The sequence below is a fragment of the Flaviflexus salsibiostraticola genome, from assembly GCF_003952265.1.
Lineage (GTDB): Bacteria > Actinomycetota > Actinomycetes > Actinomycetales > Actinomycetaceae > Flaviflexus > Flaviflexus salsibiostraticola.
This window is the reverse complement of record NZ_CP034438.1, coordinates 974,096-996,539: the sequence shown is the minus strand read 5'-3', so window position 1 is coordinate 996,539 and position 22,444 is coordinate 974,096. Positions and strand designations below refer to the sequence as shown.

Genomic DNA, 22,444 nt, shown 5'->3' with positions numbered 1-22,444 from the left:
AGAGCAGAATTATCAGTGGATATTGATGAAGCGACGGCCAGCGGTGGCTGCCCGATCCTGTGACACGCCGTTCGCACTGTCAGCGCAAGGATTTGCGAGTTGGAAGGATCACCTAAAAGTGGGACTTTGGTCTATCGGGTAGGTCTGCAGACTATTCAAAGAATATGCAGAGAAAGGCCCGATATGCCCAAAATTGACTGAATAAAAATGAGTACCATAAGCACCTGAAACGTGAGTGTCGGCACAGCGAGTCGGAGAAAACGCTCACAGCATGCGGATATACGTAACGACTGTGTTGCGGTAACAATTGTATACTTGTTGCAGGTTCGCGGAGTCTCTAGATTTGGGAACCAGAGGGCAAGCAAGGGCTGGCTCTTTACAGCAGAAGAGCGGCACATCCGCCGCTCAAGGAGGAAGTAATGAACACCAAGCTCGCAAAGATCACCGGCATCGTCACTCTGATCTTCGGAGTCCTTTTCATCGGCACGGGCGCGGCGGCGTGGTTCGTCGTCTCGGACCAGCTCAAGGCTGAGAACATCACCGTGGCCGAGGACGCCGACTTCGCGGCAGGCGACCAGGTCGCCGGCCCGATCTCCGCCTTCGCTCAGGCCCAGATCATTCAGGAGCACGCCCTCAACATCACCGGTGGCGAGACCTACGCAACCCTCGGTGGCCTCGCCCGCCAGGCTGAAGAGGCCGGCGATGAGGAGGCGGCCGCAGAGTACAACGCGCAGCGCACGACCATGATGAACGCGTCGTTCCTCCGCTCCTCGCTCTTCACCTCCGTTCTCTCCTTCGGCGTCGCGCTCTTCGCGATCGGCGTCGGTGCATGGATGCTCCTCGCCGGAGCCACCTTCCTCTCCTCCTCCAGGAGGGCCGAGGATGTCGTCGCGGACCGTCGCGCCGATACCTACTGATCCGACCACCTGAAAGCGCGCGGCCTCGGCCGCGCGCTTTCGCGTTCCCCGGAATCTGGTGGAGTTGCCGCGATCAGTGGCGCGCGATCAGTGGCGCGCGATCGTCAATCGGCGGCCTACGGCTCAGCGAGGCGGGAATTCTCGCGGTCGGCTCACCGGAACCGCCGGGCCCGTGGCGTCCCCCACCTTTCGCCGTGGGCCTAAGGTCCTATTTCGGGACCGGTTGGGCTTGCGGATAGTGTGGGAATCATGGATATTCTGCGCTCTCTTCTTCTCATCCTCCACCTCCTCAGCTGGGCGGTCGTCTTCGGAACCGCACTGGCCGGCCTGCGTCAGCGCGTCATGCCGGCGGGTCTTCTCCACGGCGCGCTCGGCGCGCTCATCACCGGCATCCTGCTCGTCGGCGTGCTCGAGATGGGCGACTACGACGTCAACCATGTGAAGATCGCCATCAAGCTCGTCATCGCACTCGCCATCACCGGCCTGGTCTTTTGGGGCAATAGGAAGGACGAGCTCGACAAGCCCTTCTTCGGTGCGATCGCGGGCCTCGTTGCGGCGAACGTCGCCATCGCAGTCCTCGTCTGAGGGGCTATCCTAGTAGCCCTATGACAACAGAGCCTCCTCTCTCAGCACTTGACCGACTGCGGCAGCGGGTCGCCGCCCAGACCGCCGCGTCCCAGCCGCAGGCACCTTCGCCGGTCCCGTCCGGGGGCCCGCCGGAGGCGGGCGAGAGCCGACTTCTCGCGGGACTCAACCCGCAGCAGCGCGCAGCCGTCGTCCACGGGGGCGGCCCCCTCCTCGTCATCGCCGGCGCCGGTTCAGGCAAGACGCGAGTGCTGACCCACAGGATCGCTCACCTCGTCGAGACGGGCCGCGCCCAGCCGGGCGAGATCCTCGCGATCACGTTCACGAACAAGGCCGCGAAGGAGATGAGGGAACGCCTCAGCGCCCTCCTCGGCCCAGTCGCCAATCGCATGTGGATCTCGACGTTCCACTCCGCGTGCGTGCGGATCCTCAGGGCCGAGCATGAGGCCCTTGCCATGCGGTCGACGTTCACGATCTATGACTCGGCCGACTCCTTGCGCCTCATGAACCAGGTGTGCAGGGAGGAGGCCATTGACTCTCGGGTGTCGACCCCGAAGGGCCTTCTGCGGAGGATCTCCGACCTCAAGAACGAGCTCATCGACCCCGAGGACTTCGCGCGCAGCATCAATGACGAGGCGGATGTGACGGTCGCGGCCGCCTACCGCGGCTACCAGAACCGCCTGCGGGCCGCGAATGCGCTCGACTTCGACGACATCATCATGACGACCGTCGGCCTCCTGCAGTCCCACCCGGCGATCCTCGAGCACTACCAGCGCCGGTTCCGCCACATCCTCGTCGACGAGTATCAGGACACGAACCACGCCCAGTACGTCCTCATCCGTGAGCTGACCGGCCGGGGCGAGAGCATGGGGGAGCTGACCGTCGTCGGTGACGCCGACCAGTCGATCTACGCCTTCCGCGGCGCAACGATCCGCAACATCGAATCCTTCGAGGATGACTATCCCAATGCGGAGTCGATCCTGCTCGAGCAGAACTACCGATCGACACAGAACATCCTCTCCGCCGCCAATGCGGTCATCGCCAACAACCCGAATCGGCGCGCCAAGCGGCTCTGGACCGACTCCGGCGCCGGCGACAAGGTCGTCGGCTATGTGGCCGACTCCGAGCACGATGAGGCGCGTTTCCTCGTCGAAGAGCTCCAGGCTCTCAGCGGGAAGCGCCGCTGGTCCGATATTGCCGTCTTCTACCGGACGAACGCCCAGTCGCGTGCGTTGGAGGAGATGCTCATCAGGGCCGGCATCCCCTACAAGGTCATCGGCGGCACGCGCTTCTACGAGCGCAAGGAGATCAAGGATGCGCTCGCCTACCTCCAGGTCGTCGCCAACCCCGATGACACGGTGGCGATGAGACGGATCTTCAACACCCCGCGCCGCGGACTCGGGGCGAAGGCCGAGGACGCCGTGGCGTTCCACGCCCAGCGTCACGGCATGTCCTTCGGGGCGGCCCTCGACGACGTCGGCTCGGCCGAGTCGCCCCGGGGCCAGGTCAACGGGCTCACCCCGCGCGCGGAGAAGGCGATCATCGACTTCCGCACGATCCTCCATGTGGCTCGCGAGAAGGCGGAGAGCGGGTCAGCGCCTGCTGACGTGCTCGACTCCCTCATGGCGGGCAGCGGCTACACCGAAGAGCTGCGCCGGTCCGATGACCCGCAGGACGAGGCACGGGTCGAGAACCTTGCCGAACTCCACGCCGTCGCGGCCGACTTCAAAAAGATGAACCCCGACGCGACTCTCGGTGACTTCCTCGAGCATGTCGCTCTCGTCTCTGACACGGACCAGCTGCCGGATGGCGACGTGGCCGACGAGGGCGATGTCACCCTCATGACGGTTCATACAGCGAAGGGCCTCGAGTTCCCGGTCGTCTTCGTCACCGGGTTCGAGGACGGCACGTTCCCGCACATGCGATCGCTCGCCGACCCGGTCGAACTGGCCGAGGAGAGGCGCCTCGCCTATGTCGCCCTCACGAGGGCGCGCGAGAATCTCTACATCACCCGCGCCTCGGTGCGCAGCCAGTGGGGCGCACCCCAGGAGCTCCCCGCCTCCCGGTTCCTCGATGAGATCCCCGAGGGGCTCGTCGACTGGCGCCGCGCCCACTCGTCCGCCGATGTGCTTCGCCGCTCGAGCTCGACCCGCTACTCGAAGCCGAGCTTCGACGGGGCGCGCACCGGCGGTTCGGTCAAGCCGGGTCGTCTCGACAGCGGGTCCGGCCGTCTCGACGGCGGCTCCGCGAAGAAGGCGGCCGCCGAGGCGCTCAGTCCTGAGGACCGGGAGAAGCTTGCGGCCGCCGAGGCGGCGAAGGCCGCCGAGCAGGCGGCGGCGGCCGAGGAGCTTAAGCGCAAGCGGGCTGAGGCCGCTCAGGAGGAGGAGGAGAAGCTCGGTGCGCTCGCCTCGGTCAAGCCCGGTGACACGCTCATCCACAGGAAGTTCGGTGCGGGCACCGTGCGTGCCGTTGAGGGCAGGGGCGCGAACATGGTGGCGACGATCGAGTTCGACGGCAAGTCCAAGCGCCTCATGCTCGGCATGGCGCCCCTCAGCCTGCCCAAGTAGTCCGAGCGCCCACGGGCCCGCGGCGCGCCGCGGGCCTCTCGCGCTGGTCATCCCTGCAAACTAGAGTGACCTCATCAGGGGAGGAGCGGCTTTGACAGCAGCTGAGCCGGGCACTCGACGCCGACGCCACCACATGGCCGACCCGGGCGGCTACATCGCCGGCCTGGACGGCCTGCGTGCGCTCGCCGTCGGCGCGGTCGTCATCTATCACATCACGCCCACCGCCCTGCCCGGCGGCTTCCTCGGCGTCGACGTCTTCTTTGTCGTCTCCGGCTTCCTCATCACAACCCTCCTGCTGCGAGAGCTGCGCAAAACGAAGGGCATCGATCTCAAGGGCTTCTGGAAGCGGCGCGCGCGCAGGCTCCTGCCGGCGCTCGTCTTTCTCGTCCTCACGGTCGTGCCGGTGGCGGGGCTCATCAACAGAGACCTCCTCGTCGGCATCGGCCGACAGGTGCTCGGAGCCCTCACGTTCTCCTCGAACTGGCTCGAGATCGCCAACGGAAGCTCCTATTTCAACCAGACCTCCCCGCAGCTGTTCAAGAATTTCTGGTCGCTGGCGGTTGAGGAGCAGTTCTATCTCATCTGGCCGCCGCTGTTCCTCCTCGTCATCGTCCTCGTCAAGGGATGGCGGGCACGGGTCGGCATCGCGGTCGGCCTCGCCGGGCTCTCGGCCCTCCTCATGGCCATCCTTTATGACCCGGAGTATGCGACACGCGTCTACTACGGCACCGATACGCACCTCTTCGGCCTTGCTCTCGGCATCGCCCTCGCCTTCTCGTGGTCACCGGCCTCGGGCACGTGGCTGGCCGGCCGTTGGAGCCGGTGGAGCCAGGTCGCCGGGCTCGGTGCGCTCATCGGCCTCCTCGCTCTCATGGCGACGCTGAGCGACGAGTCGGCCTTCGCCTACCGCGGCGGCATCCTCCTCTCCTCGATCCTCACCCTCCTCGTCATCGGCGCGATGATCGCGCCGGGCTCGCCGATCGCGCGGGCGTCCGAGAACCGTGTCTTCGGGTGGATCGGGACACGCTCCTACGCCATCTACCTGTGGCACTGGCCCATTCTCGTCATGGTCGGACTGATCGTGCCGGCCGCCCCGGGCACAGCGCTCTTCTGGGCGCGATCCGCAGCAGCCGTCGCCATCACCGCAGCGATCTGCGAGTTTTCCCACCGCCACATCGAGACCCCGATCCGGGTCAACGGCTTTCGTGCAAGCGTCGCCTCCCTGAGGAGCAGTCTTCTCACACGCCGGCCGGTCCACGTCGGCATCGCGGCGGCGACGGGGCTCATGATCATCGGCACGGGTGTCGCCGTGGCCGTCGCCCCCGAGAAGTCCTCCGTCCAGCTCGAGATCGAGGAGAACGAGAAGCGCTTCGAGGCGTCAGCGCCCCCGGAGGAGGACTCCGTGGCGGGGAGCCCCACGGAGGAACCGACCACCGGCGGCGGTGAAGCGACGCCGGAGGCGACGGAGCCCGAGCCCGAAGATCCGGCCGAGACGTCGAGCGCGACGGAAGAGCCGCCGGCCGAGGTCGACAAGGCCCAGTTCGCCATGCCGAGCGGTGAGGAGATCACCGCCATCGGCGACTCGATCATCGTCACCTCGGCCGACGGACTCGAGGTCGCCTTCCCCGGGATCAACTTCATCGCCAAGTCGAACAGGCAGTGGCACGAGGCGCCCGCCCTTGTCCAGGAGGGTCTCGCCACGGGGACGATCCGCCGGGCCGTCATCCTCGACTACGGGACGAACGCCGGCATTCCCGATTCGCAGGTCGTCCGCGACACGATCGACATGCTCGGCCCAGACCGCATGATCGTCCTCGTGACGATCTACGGGCAGTCGACGTTCATCGACGCGGCGAACGACATCATCCGGGAGATCGCGGCTGACTACCCCAACGTGGCGGTCGCGGACTGGCATGCGGCGATCAGCGCCCAGCCGCACCTCCTCCAGGCCGACCAGACCCATCCCGACATCGGCGGCATGCACCTTTTCGCCGAAACGGTGCGCGTCGCGTTGGAGTCCCTTTCGCTCTGAGCGGCACGATTTCACGGTTATGGGGCGCGCGTCACGTCCGCGTTTGATACCGTGGTCAAAGTGTCTCGAAGTCGAGACACCTGTCGTGAATGGGAAGGACCTCCTCCGTGGATCTCTTCGAATACCAGGCTCGCGATCTCTTCGCCAAGCATGGTGTACCCGTGCTTGCCGGGATCGTGGCCACAACCCCTCAGGAAGCCCGCGAAGCAGCGGAAAGCATGGGCAGCGCGCTGTTCGTCGTCAAGGCTCAGGTGAAGACCGGCGGCCGTGGCAAGGTCGGCGGCGTCAAACTGGCGCGGACCCCCGAGGAGGTGGAACAGGCCGCCTCCCAGATCCTGGGGATGGACATCAAGGGACACACGGTCCGCCGTGTCATGATCGCCGAGGGTGCGGACATCGCTGAGGAGTACTACTTCTCCGTTCTCCTCGACCGCTCCGAGCGGCGCTATCTCGCCATGTGCTCGGTCGAGGGTGGCATGGAGATCGAACAGCTCGCGGTTGAGCGCCCCGAGGCGCTCGCGCGCATCCCCGTTGATCCCGATGAGGGGATCGATGAGGCGATGGCCCGCCGGATTGTCGACGAGGCGGGCTTCCCCGAGGCCGACGCCGACGCGGTCGCCGCCGTCATCCTCAAGCTGTGGGATGTCTACGTCAAGGAGGATGCGACGCTCGTTGAGGTCAATCCGCTTGTCAAGACGGTCGATGGCACGATCCTTGCGCTCGACGGCAAGGTGAGCCTCGATGAGAACGCGGCCTTCCGGCACCCGGATCACGACGAGCTCGAGGACCGGGACACGGAGAATCCGCTCGAGGCGAAGGCGAAGGAGAAGGGCCTCAACTACGTCAAGCTCGATGGCGGCCAGGTCGGCATCATCGGCAACGGCGCCGGCCTCGTCATGTCGACTCTCGATGTCGTCGCCTACGCGGGCGAGCAGTACGGGGTCGGACCCGCGAACTTCCTCGACATCGGCGGCGGCGCCTCGGCGCAGGTCATGGCCGACGGACTCGATGTCATCCTCGGGGATCCCGACGTCCGCTCGGTCTTCGTCAACGTCTTCGGCGGCATTACCGCCTGTGACGAGGTCGCCAACGGCATCGTCAAGGCACTTGAGATCCTCGGCGACGCCGCGACCAAGCCGCTCGTGGTGCGCCTCGACGGCAACAACGTGGAGGAGGGCAGGCGCATCCTCGAAGAGGCCGCCCACCCCCTTGTCACGATCATGGACACGATGGACGGCGCGGCTGCCAGGGCCGCTGAGATCGCGGCATAAGGAACAGCACTATGGCAATTTTTCTTGACTCCAGCTCCAAGGTCATCGTCCAGGGGATCACCGGCTCCGAGGGTCGCAAGCATACGGCCCGGATGCTCAACGCAGGCACGAGGATCGTCGGCGGCACGAATCCGAAGAAGGCCGGCCAGACAGTCGACTTCGACGTGGTCCCGATCGGCCCGGGCAGCGCGCAGGCCGGGCCTGTCGAGGTCCCCGTCTTCGGCACTGTCCAGGACGCGAAGGACGCGACGGGTGCCGACGTATCGGTCATCTTCGTCCCGCCGGCCTTCACAAAGGCCGCCGTCATCGAGGCGGTTGATGCGGGCATGAGGCTCGTCGTCATCATCACGGAGGGCATCCCGGTCGCCGATACGGCAGAGTTCCGCTCCTACGCCGAGAAGAAGGGCGTCCAGCTCATCGGACCGAACTGCCCCGGCATCATCACCCCCGGCCAGTCCAACGTCGGCATCACCCCGCCCGACATCACCGGGCCAGGCCGCATCGGTCTCGTCTCGAAGTCGGGCACCCTCACGTACCAGATGATGTACGAGCTGTCGGACATCGGCTTCTCCACCTGCATCGGCATCGGCGGTGACCCGATCGTCGGCACGACGCACATCGACGCGCTGCGTGCGTTCGAAGAGGATCCCGATACCGACCTCATCGTCATGATCGGCGAGATCGGCGGCGACGCCGAGGAGCGCGCGGCCGAGTTCATCAAGGCCAACGTAACGAAGCCCGTTGTCGGCTACGTTGCCGGTTTCACGGCGCCCGAGGGCAAGACCATGGGCCATGCTGGGGCGATCGTGTCAGGCTCCGCCGGCACCGCTCAGGCGAAGAAGGAGGCCCTCGAAGCGGTCGGCGTCCGCGTGGGCAAGACCCCCACCGAGACGGCGAATCTCGCGAGGGAGATCCTCAACGGCTGATAGCAGACGGTGATGGGGCGGGAACCGAATGGTTCCCGCCCCATGTCATGTCTGGGTTGCCTGGCGACCGTGCTGCTCGGCGACTGGGTTGCTTGGCGACCTCGCCGCGCGGGCTCAGTCGGCCGACTCCACCGACTGGGCCGAGATCGGGCTTGCGGGCGAGGGCGGGCTCACGGGAGTCGGGACGGAGATCGGCGAAGCGGGCGATACCGTCTTGGGCATCACCGGTCTCTCGACCGTCGGAGCAGCGGTCTGCGGAGCGGCCGGCGTCTGCGCCGTCGGGGCCGAGAAAGTCGGCTCATCGGACGGATCGTCCGCTGCATCATCGCTCGGGTCGGGAGTGCTTGTGGTGGGGTCGTCTGTCGAGGGCGCCTCGGAGACGATGGGGACGCTCACCTCGGGTGTGTCGGCGGACGCGAGGCCGGTGCCGGCGACAATGCCGATGGCCCCCAGCGAGCCGACGGCGATCCACAGTTTCCTAGACATATGATCCTCCCTTGCCTGCACCCAGTGAATCAGTCACGCATGAGGCGATCAGGATAGCTGGATGAGAGTCCTCTCATCTTCGGAGCGTTGCTCATCGCCCCGATCGGCGTGAGCTGGAATGATGGTCACGATGACTGTCGACACACGAACACACCCGCTCCGACTCGCCGCGGCCGCAGTTCAGCCCATCCTCCTCGGCTGGGCCAGTGTCGTCATTCTCGGAATCTTTTCCTACACCCTCATGGCAGACTCGCCGGCGCTCGGATCGACGACGTGGCAGGATGTCGCGGCGGTCTCGACTGGATGGTGGCTGACCGCCTTAGGCGGCACCCTCCACTTTGATGGAGTCGGCATCTCCCTGCCGCCGCTCACCATCACGCTCCTCACCTACCTCGCCTCCTTCGCCCTTCTGCGCAGGCACCCGGTCAAGGACTGGATCGACGTCCTCATTGTCTGCGGAGCATCCGGCGGCACGGCGGCGCTGCTCGGGCTCCTTGCGCCCACGGGCTCGTACGTCTGGCCGGCGGGCCTCGGAGCAGCAGCGGTTGCGCTCCTCGCCATTCTCACGTCGAAGAACAGGTCGGACTGGTTCGCGGCCGGTATCGTCAGCTCCCCCGCGGGGCGCGCCATCTACGACGGGCTCATGCTGGCGCGTCGCGGGATGGCCACCGCTCTCGTCCTCGCCGTCCTCGCACTCGTCACATCGACAGTGCTCGGCTGGTCCGAGATCCTCAAGATCAACGGCTATTACATCGTCGAATGGCATTCGGGCCTCATGATGTGGCTCCTCCAGCTCGCGTACCTGCCCACTCTCATCCTGTGGTCGCTCGCCTACATCATCGGCGCCGGCTTCGCGGTCGGAGCCGGCACGGCCTTCTCCGCACTCGGTATTACAGCAGCACCCCTGCCGGCCATCCCCATCCTCGGCGCCCTCCCGCAGCCCGGCGATGCGAGCGCGTGGCTGCTCGCCATCGTCGCCGTCGCACTCCTCATCCAGGGCATTAGGCAGGCCCGTGCCTTTCCCGACATGGTCGAAGTCTTCATCACCGGGCTCATCCAGATCGCGTTCACCGCGCTCATCGGCGCGCTCCTCGCGGTCCTCGCCCAGGGCTCGATCGGCCCCGACCGGCTCGCTGTCGTCGGCCCCGAGGCGTTGACGATGGCGCTCCACGGAGCGGTCGTCATCGGCGTCCCGCTCGTGCTCGGCATGATCATCGGCCACCGCAGCTCGGTCGCGGCCTACCGCTCCTGGATGGAATCGGTCGGATCCAGTCTCAGGGGCCTCCGGAACGGCAAGAGCTCCCACGGCGGATCGGAACCCCTGGGCGGAGACATTCACATGGTCTCGGCCGTCGCGAACGACCCCCTCAGTCCCGACTGGCCCGACCGACGCGTCGGGAACGCATCTGCGGATAGCGCTCCGGCATCGCCCGGCCGCGGCGGCCCTCCGCGGGGCGCGGCTGGCGGCATGGCGGATGAGGAGGGCGGCGGGCTCGCCGATTCCGAGCCGCCGGTGCACAGCGCCGGACCGAACGGCGAGAAACAGTCCGACCGCGGACTCGACGGGCAGGACTGGGCAGATGTGGGATTCTATGGTGAGGCGCCGACACCGCCCACACCCGCCACCGCCCAGACGGCTGCAGAGCCCGGGCTCGATCGAAGGGACGATTCATGAGCAGTAGCCCGCGCAGGCTCGCTGTCCTCATCTCCGGCGGAGGCTCGAACCTCTCGGCACTCATGGATGCCTGCGATGATCCGGAGTACGGATGTGAGGTCGTCCTCGTTGTCGCCGACCGCGACGGCTGCGGCGGAATCGAGACCGCGCGATCGGCGGGAATTCCCACCGCAATCATCAAGGTGGGGGACTTCGCCGATCGGAGTGACTGGGATCGTGCGCTCGCGGACGCACTGGCGGCACCGACTCCGGACCTCGTCGTGTCGGCGGGATTCCTCAAGATGCTCGGCCCGGCCGTCCTGCGGACATTCCCCGGCAGGATCATCAACACCCACAATTCGCTGTTGCCGTCCTTCCCCGGCATTCACGGCCCGGCTGATGCCCTCGCCCACGGTGTGAAGGTCGCGGGGGCAACGCTCTTCCTCGTCGATGAGGGCATGGACACGGGCCAGATCCTCGCCCAGTGCGTTGTCGATGTGCTCGAGGAGGATACCGAGGAGACTCTCCTCGAACGGATCAAGATCGCCGAGCGGGCGCAGCTTGTCCGGACCGTCGGCGCCATGATGAGGGACGGGTGGCGGGTCGAGGGCCGCAGGGCCTTCCTCAACCGACCGTGACGGCAGGCGCCACATCGCGCGGAACGCCACCCGGCGTGCTTGAATGGCTTTGGGCCACACGTGTGGCGACGAACAACGATGGGAATACAGCAGGATGCAGCAGTGGGTGAGGGGAAGCGCCTCAGGGACAGCACTTGTCATTGCAGGACTGCTCGTCGGAGCGTCGGCTGTTGCCGCCCCGGCCGAGCCGACAGAGATCGAGGATCCAGCCCACGCAGCGGTCCTCCAGTCAGACGCCACTGAGCTCGATCTGCCGGGCGTTGACGATCTTGTCGAGGTCTCCCCGACAGAGTCGGCCACGCCGACGCAGGAGCCGACTCCGGATCCGCCTGGGGACGAGGACCCGACGGACGAGCCGACTATTCCAACCGAGGACCCCACCGAATACCCGACCGACCTACCAACAGAGGAGCCCACGGAGGATCCGACGGAGGAGCCGACAGACGAGTCGACGTCGAACGACGGCGGTCTGGGCGACCCCTTCCCCGTCGCCCCACCCGACATCGGCTTCAGCAGGGCACCGATCTTCGCCCCCATCCCGACCATCACCGCGCAGTCGCGAGCGGACGTGAGCGAATCCGACCTGTGGGAGGGCGTCCAAGTCCACGACGATGTCGACCTTCGGTTGTCTCCTGTCATCTCCGATTGGGGCGACTGGTTCGGCGCAGCCGAGTGCCCGGGCGGGTTCCCCTGCACCTACCGGATCCTCTACCTTGTCACCGACTCCCACGGGAACGGCGCCGAAGCGGCTCGCGACATCATCATCACCGGGCGGCCCGCAGCGGACCCGGTCGGCGGTGAGGACGCGGAGGAGCAGCAGGATCAGGAGCAGGTGGAGCTGCCGATGACCGGCATCGGAAGCGGCGGCCTCCTCGGCATCGGTGCTGGTCTCCTCGTCGGTGGGATGGGCTTGATCACCTCGTCGAGACGGTCCCAGACCCGCTAAACTGGGTCACGGCCGCGACTGGCGCGCAAGATGGAGGACCATCGGGGAGCGGCCGATACCGCTGCGTCGCACGCCTGGGCACGGCAGTGGGTGATCACCGAGGAGAACCATGGCTCGCGCACTCATTTCCGTATTCGACAAGACCGGCATCATCGACCTCGCCCGCGCCTTTGCGCAGGCCGGTATCGACATCGTCTCCTCCGGGGGGACCGCGGCCGCCCTGAGGGAGGCCGGGATCAGCGTGACAGGCGTTGAGGAGGTGACCGGCTTCCCGGAGTGTTTCGACGGCCGCGTCAAGACTCTTCATCCGCTCATCCACGGTGGCCTGCTCGCCGACCGTCGCAGGCCCGAGCACGTCGAGCAGATGGCGAGGCTTGGGATCGAGCCGATCGACATTGTCGTCGTCAACCTCTACCCGTTCGCCGAGACCCTCGCCTCCGGTGCTGAGGTCGACGAGATCATCGAGCAGATCGACATCGGCGGTCCCGCGATGGTCCGCGCCTCCGCCAAGAACCACGCATCCGTCGCAGTTCTCACCTCACCCGAGCAGTACGCGGACGCCATCGCTGCCGTCGGCAGGGGAGGGTTCACCGATGAGGAGCGCAGGAGCCTCGCGGCTCGCGCCTTCGCCCACACCGCCGCCTACGACGCGGCAGTGGCGACGTGGATGGCGGGCCTGGTCGGCGATGAGCACATCGGACTGGCCCTGCCGAAGACCCGCTCACTCCGCTACGGCGAGAATCCCCACCAGTCCGCCTGGCTGTCGGCCGATGGGAGCGGCGGCGTCGCAGCCGCCATCCAGCACGGCGGCAAGGAGATGAGCTACAACAACTACCGGGATACGGATGCCGCGGTGAGGGCCGCCTACGACCACGACCGACCCGCCGTCGCCGTTATCAAGCACATGAACCCGTGCGGCCTCGCGGTCGCCGATGACATCGCGCAGGCACATGCCCGCGCTCACGCGTGCGATCCCGTCTCGGCCTACGGCGGCGTCATCGCCGCCAACCGGACCGTCACGCGGGCGATGGCGGAGCAGGTCGCACCAATCTTCACCGAGGTCATCGCCGCCCCCGGCTTCGATGACGAGGCACTCGAGGTGCTGCGGAAGAAGAAGAACCTGCGGATCCTCACGGTCCAGCCCGACCTCACCGGCCGCGACATCACCCAGATCTCCGGCGGCTGGCTCGTCCAGGATCGGGACCGCGTCGACGAGCCGGGTGACCGGTCGACCGGGTGGACCCACGCGGCAGGACCGGCTGCCGATGAGGAGACGCTCGCCGACCTCGAATTCGCGTGGCGCGCCGTCCGCTCCGTCCGCTCGAACGCCGTCCTCCTCGCGAAGGATGGTGCCACCGTCGGTGTCGGCATGGGCCAGGTCAACCGCGTCGATTCGTGCAGACTCGCTGTTGAGCGGGCCAACACCCTCGGCGCACCGGTCGACTCCGATGTTGAGACAGCGGGCGGCGCCCAGCAGTCCGACAGGCCCAGCGAGGAGCGGGCCCGCGGCTCGGTCGCGGCCTCGGACGCCTTCTTCCCATTCGCCGATGGCTTCAAGGTGCTGGCCGATGCCGGGGTCCGGGCAGTTGTCCAGCCCGGCGGGTCGATCCGCGATGAGGAGGTCATCGCCGCAGCGAACGCGGCCGGCATCCCCATGTACGTCACGGGCACGCGCCACTTCGCCCACTGAGTGTTCCGGCCGGCCTCAGGCCGTCTCTCGAAGGATCTTCTTGAGAGGCCGCGGGTCGGCCGCGGCCTCGGCCGTCATAGCGGCCCCGATGTTCCTGCGCAGTGCGACACCATCGGAGGGGCGGTCGATCGTGAGCCCGCCGACGAGCCGGCCGTCCCTCAGCCACAGTGAGCGCGAGCCGTCCGGAAGCGTGATGGGTTCGCCGATGGGATGGCCGATGAGGAGGAGCTCCCTCCCGGCGATCGTCGAGAAGACGTCGGGGACGAGCGGGATGGGCTCGTCTCGTGGGTCCGTCATGATCGCACGTGCGACACGGGTCGCCTGATGGAGGGCCGTGTTCCAGTGGCCGCCGGCGGGCCCGATGTCGATGGTGGCGCAGTCGCCGACGGCGAAGACACCTGGCATGGCCGTGCGACCCCATCCGTCCGTCGTCAGGTCGAGGCCGAGCGTGTTGGGAACAGCGCCGGTCGCCTCGATGAGGGTTCCCGCATCGGCGGGGATCTCGTCGGTGATCCGCACGCCCATGGCCCGCAGGGCGTCGGCGACGGGCAGGGCCGCCCGGCCGAGCGCGGGCAGGATGTGCTCGGCGATCTCGACCAGGGTGACGGCGCGTCCGGCGGCGGCGAACGAGGAGGCGAGCTCGCAGCCGATCCAGCCGCCCCCGACGATGGTGACCGGACCCGAGACGGTGCGAAGACGGTCGGCGTCCGCCCTCGTGCGGAGGCTGAGCGCGCCGTCGATCGTCCGCCTGGCATCGGCCCCGAGGGCGAGGACGGTCACGTCCGAGTCGAAGCGATCTGGGCCGGCGATGACGGTGGTGCCGTCGAGGCTCTCGATCTCGGCGGTGACGATCTCATCGCAGACGTCGGACAGTTGCCCGAGGCCGTCGGCGGAGAGAGGGCGGCGATAGTCGCCGAAGAGGTCCTTCGACAGCGGCGGCCGATCGTAGGGCGGGACACCCTCGCGCTCGATGGCACGGATCCGCCCCTCGTACCCCAGGCCGCGCAGTTCGACGGCGGTGCGCAGACCCGCTAAACCTGTTCCACAAATCGTAATCAATCGACCTCCAAGCCACTAAGGTTGATCGTATGGGAGAAAACCGGGTTCCTGCACCCGCGCTGCTGACAGCTCTGTTTTTCTGGGTCGTGGCCATCGTCGTCCTCGGCTTCATTGCAGGACCCGTCTCTTCCATCCGCGCACTCGGCGCCACCATGGTCGGCCTTGCGGCCGCCCGCCTCGTCCTTCCGACAGGGGCGGTGCCCGATGTGCGCGGGCGCGCGTGGGACGCAGCGACTCTCACGATATTGGGGCTGGCCCTGCTGGGGCTCGCCGAATGGGGAAATGCCACGAACGTGGCCTAGAAGGAGATCAGGCAGATGGACATTGTGACGCGATCGATCGCGAAGGCACAGGAGTGGTCCGACAACGCTCAGAAGTACGCGACTCCGTATGCCTCTCGCCTGCTGTCCCGGGTGCTCGACCACCCGGGCGGCCTGGATTACACGGTCAGCTTCGTCGATGGGGTGATCCGCCCCGAGGATTCAAAGGTCGTCGCCGACAACCTGTCGGCGATCTCATCGAAGGACGCGTCATTCCTGCCGCCGTACCTCGGTGTGTTGACGAAGGGCGGAGGGAGGCTCGCACCCCTGCTGCCGAAGGCGGCGGATGAGATCGCCCAGAAGATCTTCGCCGCGCTCGTCGGCGATCTCGTCGTCGACGTCACACCGTCGAAGCTGGGACCGGCCATCGCGAAGCTCCGAGCGGATGGCTCACGGCTCAACCTCAACCTTCTCGGTGAGGCTGTGCTCGGCGACGCCGAGGCGGGCCGCAGGCTCGCCGCGACGACTGAGCTCATCCGCCGCGACGATGTCGATTACGTCTCGCTCAAGGTCTCGTCCGTCATCGGCCCCCATGCGGCCTTCGGCTTCGACGAGGCCGTCGAACACGCCGTCGCCCAGCTGCTCCCCGTCTTCCGGGTCGCCCGCGACTCGAACACGTTCATCAACCTCGACATGGAGGAGTACAAGGACCTCCATCTCACCCTCGATGTCTTCACGACGATCCTCGACATGCCGGAGTTCAGGGACTACCGGGCCGGGATCGTGCTCCAGTCCTACCTGCCCGACGGGCTCGATGCCCTCGCCGGGCTCACCGAGTGGGCGAAGGGCCGCCGCGCCGCGGGCGGCGCGCCGATCAAGGTCCGCGTCGTCAAGGGCGCGAACCTCTCGATGGAGCGGGTGGACGCGATCATGCACGGGTGGAGCCTCGCCGTTCAGCCGTCCAAGGAGGCGACGGACGCGAACTACATCGCCATGCTCGACTACGCGCTGACGCGCGAGAATATCGACGCGGTCCACATCGGCATCGCCGGCCAGAACCTCTTCACGCTCGCCTATGGCGTCCTCCTGTGCCGCGATCGCGGCATCGAGCTCGGGACCGAGGTCGACATCGAGATGCTGGCGGGGATGGCCACCCCGCAGGCCCATGCGGTGCGCGATGATGTCGGGCAGCTCCTCTACTACGTCCCGGTCGTCAAGCCCGAAGAGTACGACGTCGCGATCTCCTACCTCGTGCGCCGCCTCGAGGAGAACGCGACTCCCGACAACTTCATGTCGAATGTCTTCGCCCTCGAGGACGCCAGCGTCTTCGAGCTCGAGGCCGACCGCTTCCGCCGGGCCCATGCACTCTCCGACGGTCTGGAGCATGGCCCACGCCGCCTCCAGAATCGCTTCGAGGAGCACCCGGGATTCCCCATGGAGTTCTCAAACACCCCGGACACCGACCCGTCGCTGCCTGCGAACCTCGAATGGGCCAGGCAGATTGCGGCTCGTATGGAGACCTCGCAGATCGGGTCCGACGTTGTCCGCGACCACACGCAGAGCACCTTCGCCGAGCTCGACGACATGATCGAGGCTGTCGCGGCCGCCGGGCGGGAGTGGGCGGCACGCCCGTCCGTCGAGCGCGCCGAGATCCTCGTCGGCGTCGCCGACATGATGGAGGCCCACCGCGCCGAGCTCATCGAGGTGGCCGGCTCCGAGGCGGGCAAGACAATCGACCAGGCCGACGTCGAGGTCTCCGAGGCGATCGACTTCGCCCGCTACTACGCGGCCCTCGCGCCAGCCCTCGACGATCTCGAGGGTGCGACCTTCACCCCGGTCGGCACGACCCTCATCACCCCGCCCTGGAACTTCCCGATCGCGATCCCGGCGGGCGGCGTCCTCGCCGCGCTCGCGACCGGGTCCGGCGTGCTCTTCAAGCCTGCCCGTCTCACCCGACGGATCGGCTCCTACATCGCCGATCTCATGTGGAAGGCCGGTGTGCCGCGCGATGTCCTCCAGCTGCTCAACCTCGACGAGTCCGTCGAGGGAGCCGATGAGGGACTCGGCCAGTATGTCGTCGAGCGGGTCGACCAGGTCATCCTCACCGGCTCGATCGAGACGGCCGCGATGTTCCGCTCATGGCGACCCGATCTGCGGATCTTCGCCGAGACGTCCGGTAAGAACGCCATCATCGTCACCCCGCACGCCGACATCGACCTGGCGGTCAAGGACGTCGTCTACTCGGCCTTCGGCCACGCCGGACAGAAGTGCTCGGCATCCTCCCTCGTCATCCTCGTCGGATCCGCAGGTTTCTCGAAGAGATTCCGCGACCAGCTGGTCGACGCTGTCCGCTCGCTCAACGTCGGCCGCCCCTCCGATCTGTCGACGGAGATGGGACCGCTGACGGAGGCCCCCCGGGCGAAGCTCCTGCGCGGGCTCACCCAGCTCGAACCCGGCCAGTCCTGGGTGCTCAAGCCGACGAAGATCGACGAGCACCTGTGGACCCCCGGGGTCCGATCCGGAGTCGAGCCGGGCTCCGAGTACCACCTGACGGAGTACTTCGGCCCGATCCTCGGTGTCATGCGGGCCGACAGCCTCGTCGAGGCCGTCGAGTGGCAGAACGCGGTCGAGTTCGGCCTCACCGCCGGCATCCACTCGCTCGATACGGATGAGATCGCCTACTGGATCGATCACGTCCACGCCGGCAACGCCTACATCAACCGCGGCATCACCGGCGCCATCGTCCGCCGCCAGCCGTTCGGCGGGTGGAAGCGCTCCTCTGTCGGCACGGGCACGAAGGCGGGCGGTCCGAACTACCTGTACGGTCTCGGCCACGTCGCCCCCACCTTCACGGGCAACCATTCCCCGGTCAGCCACCGCGTGCTGCAGGCGGCTGCGACCGTGGCGGAGAGGATCGACGACCCGTCCCGGACCAAGGAGATCCTGTCCGGCATGGACCGGGCGCTCGCGGATGAGTTCCTCGCCGAGCACGATCCGTCCCAGCTCGGTGTCGAGATCAATATCCTGCGCTACGTCGGCTTCCCGCGCGTCGTCGTCCGCCTCGGCGAGGGCGCGCCGGTCGGAGATCTGCTCGCCTCTGTCGCGGGCGCTGTCGCCCTTGGTGCCGGAGTCGAGGCGTCGACCGCGACCATGCTTCCGGTCGAGGTGGAGCGCTTCATGGCCGAGCACGGTGTCCTCATCACGGTCGAGACGACCGAGCAGTGGCACAGCCGCGCGAAGGGTATGTCCGTCTCCGCGGACGGCGTCCGCTTCCGCGTCATCGGTGAGGATCCGGTTGCTCTCGCCGCCGCCATCGACGGCTCCGTCGACGTCGGGATCTACTCCGACCCGATCACACCGGCGGGTCGGGTTGAGCTCCTGCCGTATGTCCAGGAGCAGGCGATCTCTGCCACCAACCACAGGTTCGGCAACCAGACCTCCCTCCTGGAGGGTGTGCTGAAGTAGGTTGCCCGCGGCCCCTCCGCCACGAGGGGACCTCGAGGCACCCTCGAGCCAACCGCGAGTGAGTCGCGAAGCGACACAGGTCCGCCCCTGCTCTGCAGGGGCGGACCATTCGTCAGTGGGTGGTCAGTGTGGTCGGACGGTGAGCGCGGCCGCGGCGACGTCGACCGTGAGGTGGGCCTGCGCCGGGTCTGTCAGGCCTGGTCCGAGGTAGATGTTCTGGCTGCCGCTGCGGCCCGCCCAGGTCATCGCGAGGCTCGTGTCGATGTCGACGTCCGGCGATGATGTGCGGATCGCGAGGCGGGCCGGGTCGGCGAGGATCGTCGCCCTGGCCTGGGTGATGATCGGGACGGTGACCGCCTCGGCGGAGTCGAGCCACCGAAGGTCGGCGACGATGTCCTGCTTCTTGGCGGTCATGCCCGCCTCGGCCTGGTCGAGTGAGACGGGGGAGAACTGGATCGTCTCCCGGGTCGACTCCCTCGTCGAGGGGCGGGGCCAGAGCGCGATGATGATGAGGAGGACGGCCAGTCCGAGCAGTGTCGCGATGAGGACAGTGGTCGGGTTGATGTCCCTCACGAGGGCAAGGTCGAGGGCGAGTGCGAGCGCCCAGAGGCCCTGCAGGATGACGAGTATTCCGATGATGATCGTTCCGACGACCGGCTGCTTGGTCATGACTGCCTCTCCAGGGTGAAGGATCCGGCGATGAGGTCGAGGTTGATGACGATGTCGGCCTCCTCGACTGTGGTGATGTCGCCGACGAAGAATGTGGAATCGCCGCGGAAGCCGCTTGAGTTGGCCTGCCGGCCGTTCGCTCCGGATAGGTCGGCCATGACGTAATCGGCGATGATGGCGACCTTCTGGTCATCGGCGGCGACGAGGGTGATCTCGCCGAGCCTGCCGCTCACGTCGATCTCCGCCTCGTCGAGCCCGGTCACGTCGAGCTCGAGCGTTCCCATGAGCATCGAGTACCCGCCCGCGGCCTCCTGCGCCGAGGTCGGCGCCCAGAAACCTTCGCCCATGATGACGTGGTGCTCGGCGGAGGGCACCGCTGTGAGGGCTGCGGAGGGGAGGGTGAGGGCGGCGACGACGATCGCGAGAGCCGAGAGGCCGCCGCCGCGCCTGCCGCTGATGCCGTAGATGAGGACGACGAGTCCGAGGATGATCGACGCGGCGGCGAAGGCGCCGATGATGAGATTGGAGTCCGTCAGCGGTCCGAAGCCGCGGTCGTAGAGGAGCGCAACGCCGGCGGCGAGGATGAGGATCAGGGCAAGGGCGAGCAGGACAACACGGGAGCTGGTCACCGGCCTCTCATCGGGTGCGTCGATGTCCTGGCCCACCGTTGCGTAGAGGGCGGAGCGGTCGGTCGGCTGATGGGAGGGCTGTGCCCACGGGCGGTCCTGCGACATCGGCGCACCGGCGCTCGGATTGGTCGAGTCGGTGACTGGGCTCGTGGCTGGGTTGGTGTGCGGGCCGGCATAGGGGTCTGCTGCCGGACCCGCGTCCGGCTCCGCGGCCGCGGGGGGCTGATCGCCGTGCGGGGCGGCGGGCTGTGGGCCACTGGGAGCGGCCGCTGCATCTGCGCCCATGCCGGGCTGGCCGGGGCGCCATCCCGACTCGCGGTTGTTCGCCAGGATGACGATGACGACGATGAGGATGATTGTCAGCAGGACGCCGACGGGGCCGAACAGGTAGACGTCGCGTAAGCCGAGGCTGAAGGAGGACATCGGCATGATGACGAGGAGGATGCCGAAGACGAGGCTTGCGGACACCTTCCCGTAGAAGGGCTCCTGGGCGTGGATCCGCTCCCTGCTGTCGGGGAGGAAGAGCCAGCCGAGGGCGTAGAGGGTGATGCCGGCCCCGCCGAGGAAGGCGAGGGCGACGAAGACGGCCCGCACGATGAGAGGGTCGACGTTCCAGCGCCTCGCGAGTCCCGCGCAGACGCCGGCGAGCGGCGCGTCATCAGGTCGCTGGATTCCCAGTGATCTGATGGAGTCAAAGAATGTATCTCCAGTCATGTGTCTATTCTCCCGCCGGGCTGGCACCCGGGGAACTGGGGAAAGCCCTGATCTATCCCTGAGAAACGGGGTCATGGGTCCCATCGGGGGTGGCCTCGTGCGAAGATCGAGCCATGGAACGCTACCCCCTGCGCAGGCCCCAGTCGGGGCGCATCGTCACCGGGGTGTGCCAGGGCATCTCCGACCACATCGGCGTCAACGTGTGGATCATCCGCGGCGTCTTCGCCCTTCTCGGCCTGGCGCGCTTCGCCGGCGTCCTCATCTATATGTGGCTGACGATCGCCGTGCCGGCCTCCGACGATGTGCCGGATCGGGTGGAGCCGAGGTTCGCGCCGACTCCCCGCACGCGGCTGCTGTCCTTCGCTGTCCTCGCCGTCGTGGCCGCGATCGGACTCGTCGTCTTCCAGTCCCTCATCACGATCTCCATCGGCGTCGTCATCTCGCTCGCCTGCCTCGTCGCGGGAGCGGCGCTCGCATGGACGAATATCGGCGGAAGCTCCGTCCGGGTCCAGCTCATCCGCCTCCTCTCGGGCATCTCGCTTCTCGTCATCGGCGTCCTCATCTTCGCCGTGCGCGACGAGGACCCGCAGACGATGGTCACGTCCGTCGTCGTTGCCCTCAGCGTCCTCGTCATCGCGGCGTTCGCGATGTGGCCGGCGGTTGCGCGGATGCTCGGCGAGCTTGACGCGGCGCGGCGGGAGAGCGCCTCCGAGGCGGCCCGTGCCGATATCGCCGCCCACCTGCACGACTCCGTGCTCCAGACGCTCACCCTCATCCGCAACGCGGCCTCGGACCCCGCCGCCGTCACGCGCCTCGCCCGTGTCCAGGAGCGTCAGCTGCGCACGTGGCTGTACGGGGCCGACCGGGACGAGTCGTCCCTGCCGGATGCGTTCAGGACGATGATCGGCGAGGTGGAGGACCTGTACGGCGTCGAGGTCGACTTCGTCGCGGTCGGCGACGGTGAGCGGGACGAGCACAGCAGGGCGCTGCTCGCGGCCAGCCGCGAGGCTGTCGTCAACGCGGTCCGCCATGGGGCGGCGCCGATCTCCGTCTATGCGGAGTTCTCGAAGGACGCGACCGATGTCTTCATCCGCGACCACGGGGAGGGTTTCGACATCGAGGCCGTCCCGGACGATCGGCATGGGGTGCGGGATTCCATTCTCGCCCGCACCCACAGGCACGGCGGAGCTGCGACAATCAGAGGACGAAGTCCGGGCACCGAAGTCCACATCAGAATCCCACGAGGTCACATATGAGAGTCATCATCGTCGATGATCACCCGCTTGCCCGCGCCGGCATGGTCGGCGAGCTCGCCCGCGTGGGCGGCTTCGACGTCGTCGGCCAGGCCCACGACGTCGATTCCGCGATCGCCATCACCCGCGAGCTCAAGCCCGAGGTCGTCCTCCTCGACGTCCACATGCCCGGCGGCAGCGGGGGAGGGGGTGCCGAGGTCGTCCGCGCCTGCAGCGACCTCTATCCGGACACGAAGTTCCTCGCCATCTCCGTCTCCGACGCGGCCCGGGACGTCGTCGCGGTCGTCCGGGCAGGTGCCCGAGGGTATGTGACGAAGGATGTAACGGGGGAGAAGCTGGCCGACGCCCTGCGGCGCGTGGCGGATGGGGACGCGGCCTTCTCGGCACGGCTCGCCGGCTTCGTCCTCGACGCGTTCGGCGCAGGATCGGGCGATGTCGCCGATCGGGATGACGAACTCGACCGGCTGACCGCGCGCGAGCAGGAGGTCATGCGCCTCATCGCCCGCGGCATGGCGTACAAGGAGGTCGCGAGCGAGCTCTTCATCTCCATCAAGACCGTCGAGACGCACGTCTCGGCCGTGCTCCGCAAGCTCCAGCTGTCCAACAGGCACGAGCTGGCCCGCTGGGCCGCCGCGCGCAGGATCGTCTGAGGCGCGACGGCTGATGCTCGGCCTCAGAACCAG

At 67.4% G+C, this 22,444-nt stretch carries 18 protein-coding genes and 1 riboswitch; of the genes, 14 read left to right on the top strand and 4 right to left on the bottom strand.

Annotation, left to right across the window (positions count from 1 at the left end):
* The first annotated feature begins 419 nt into the window (after positions 1-419).
* From EJO69_RS04725 to sucD, 6 genes are all read left to right on the top strand, one after another.
* The gene (locus EJO69_RS04725; RefSeq protein ID WP_126039777.1) at positions 420-917 is read left to right on the top strand and encodes an aromatic ring-opening dioxygenase LigA; all 498 of its coding nucleotides are present in this window, start codon (positions 420-422) and stop codon (positions 915-917) included.
* A gap of 249 nt (positions 918-1,166) precedes the next feature.
* Positions 1,167-1,502, top strand: coding sequence for a hypothetical protein (locus EJO69_RS04720; RefSeq protein WP_126039775.1), 336 nt, complete (start codon positions 1,167-1,169; stop codon positions 1,500-1,502).
* Positions 1,503-1,522: 20 nt separating this feature from the next.
* Positions 1,523-4,069, top strand: coding sequence for a UvrD-helicase domain-containing protein (locus tag EJO69_RS04715; protein ID WP_126039773.1), 2,547 nt, complete (start codon positions 1,523-1,525; stop codon positions 4,067-4,069).
* A gap of 91 nt (positions 4,070-4,160) precedes the next feature.
* Positions 4,161-6,101: an acyltransferase family protein gene (locus tag EJO69_RS04710; protein ID WP_126039771.1), complete on the top strand. Its 1,941-nt coding sequence runs from the start codon at positions 4,161-4,163 to the stop codon at positions 6,099-6,101.
* A 107-nt stretch (positions 6,102-6,208) separates the two neighbouring features.
* Positions 6,209-7,372 carry an ADP-forming succinate--CoA ligase subunit beta gene (sucC, locus tag EJO69_RS04705; protein ID WP_126039770.1) on the top strand — a complete coding sequence of 388 codons (1,164 nt, stop codon included), beginning with the start codon at positions 6,209-6,211 and terminating at the stop codon, positions 7,370-7,372.
* An 11-nt stretch (positions 7,373-7,383) separates the two neighbouring features.
* Positions 7,384-8,298, top strand: coding sequence for a succinate--CoA ligase subunit alpha (sucD, locus tag EJO69_RS04700; protein ID WP_126039769.1), 915 nt, complete (start codon positions 7,384-7,386; stop codon positions 8,296-8,298).
* A gap of 114 nt (positions 8,299-8,412) precedes the next feature.
* Here the strand turns inward: sucD and EJO69_RS04695 are convergent, their stop codons facing one another.
* On the bottom strand, positions 8,413-8,784 hold the full coding sequence (locus tag EJO69_RS04695) for a hypothetical protein (protein WP_126039768.1): 372 nt from the start codon (positions 8,782-8,784) through the stop codon (positions 8,413-8,415).
* Between the two features lie 130 nt (positions 8,785-8,914).
* Here EJO69_RS04695 and EJO69_RS04690 point away from each other — a divergent pair, with 130 nt between their 5' ends.
* The 4 genes from EJO69_RS04690 (at position 8,915) to purH (ending at position 13,712) form a co-directional block, all read left to right on the top strand.
* Entirely contained in the window at positions 8,915-10,459 is a 1,545-nt protein-coding gene (locus tag EJO69_RS04690) for a cell division protein PerM (RefSeq protein ID WP_126039767.1), read from the top strand.
* Entirely contained in the window at positions 10,456-11,076 is a 621-nt protein-coding gene (gene purN / locus EJO69_RS04685) for a phosphoribosylglycinamide formyltransferase (RefSeq protein ID WP_126039765.1), read from the top strand. Before EJO69_RS04690 ends, purN begins: the two co-directional genes overlap by 4 nt.
* Positions 11,077-11,182: 106 nt before the next feature.
* Positions 11,183-12,022 carry a PT domain-containing protein gene (locus tag EJO69_RS12665; RefSeq protein ID WP_211331496.1) on the top strand — a complete coding sequence of 280 codons (840 nt, stop codon included), beginning with the start codon at positions 11,183-11,185 and terminating at the stop codon, positions 12,020-12,022.
* Between the two features lie 4 nt (positions 12,023-12,026).
* Positions 12,027-12,109: riboswitch (ZMP/ZTP riboswitch) on the top strand.
* A 22-nt stretch (positions 12,110-12,131) separates the two neighbouring features.
* The gene (gene purH, locus EJO69_RS04675; RefSeq protein ID WP_126039763.1) at positions 12,132-13,712 is read left to right on the top strand and encodes a bifunctional phosphoribosylaminoimidazolecarboxamide formyltransferase/IMP cyclohydrolase; all 1,581 of its coding nucleotides are present in this window, start codon (positions 12,132-12,134) and stop codon (positions 13,710-13,712) included.
* A 15-nt stretch (positions 13,713-13,727) separates the two neighbouring features.
* Here the strand turns inward: purH and EJO69_RS04670 are convergent, their stop codons facing one another.
* Positions 13,728-14,771: an FAD-dependent oxidoreductase gene (locus tag EJO69_RS04670; protein ID WP_126039761.1), complete on the bottom strand. Its 1,044-nt coding sequence runs from the start codon at positions 14,769-14,771 to the stop codon at positions 13,728-13,730.
* Positions 14,772-14,800: 29 nt separating this feature from the next.
* Between EJO69_RS04670 and EJO69_RS04665 the strand changes: the two genes are divergently transcribed.
* Together EJO69_RS04665 and EJO69_RS04660 are read left to right on the top strand one after the other, a co-directional pair.
* Positions 14,801-15,073 (top strand): DUF3017 domain-containing protein, encoded by a 273-nt coding sequence (locus EJO69_RS04665; protein ID WP_126039759.1) that lies wholly within the window; start codon positions 14,801-14,803, stop codon positions 15,071-15,073.
* A 15-nt stretch (positions 15,074-15,088) separates the two neighbouring features.
* The gene (locus EJO69_RS04660) at positions 15,089-18,496 is read left to right on the top strand and encodes a proline dehydrogenase family protein (protein ID WP_126039757.1); all 3,408 of its coding nucleotides are present in this window, start codon (positions 15,089-15,091) and stop codon (positions 18,494-18,496) included.
* A 123-nt stretch (positions 18,497-18,619) separates the two neighbouring features.
* Here EJO69_RS04660 and EJO69_RS04655 read toward each other — a convergent pair whose 3' ends face one another.
* Positions 18,620-19,165 (bottom strand): hypothetical protein, encoded by a 546-nt coding sequence (locus tag EJO69_RS04655; RefSeq protein WP_126039755.1) that lies wholly within the window; start codon positions 19,163-19,165, stop codon positions 18,620-18,622.
* The gene (locus tag EJO69_RS04650) at positions 19,162-20,508 is read right to left on the bottom strand and encodes a PspC domain-containing protein (protein ID WP_164519871.1); all 1,347 of its coding nucleotides are present in this window, start codon (positions 20,506-20,508) and stop codon (positions 19,162-19,164) included. Before EJO69_RS04650 ends, EJO69_RS04655 begins: the two co-directional genes overlap by 4 nt.
* 113 nt (positions 20,509-20,621) lie before the next feature.
* Here EJO69_RS04650 and EJO69_RS04645 point away from each other — a divergent pair, with 113 nt between their 5' ends.
* Together EJO69_RS04645 and EJO69_RS04640 are read left to right on the top strand one after the other, a co-directional pair.
* The gene (locus EJO69_RS04645; protein WP_126039751.1) at positions 20,622-21,764 is read left to right on the top strand and encodes an ATP-binding protein; all 1,143 of its coding nucleotides are present in this window, start codon (positions 20,622-20,624) and stop codon (positions 21,762-21,764) included.
* Positions 21,761-22,411, top strand: a complete 651-nt coding sequence (locus tag EJO69_RS04640; protein ID WP_126039749.1) for a response regulator — start codon at positions 21,761-21,763, stop codon at positions 22,409-22,411. Before EJO69_RS04645 ends, EJO69_RS04640 begins: the two co-directional genes overlap by 4 nt.
* Positions 22,412-22,444: the final 33 nt, after the last annotated feature.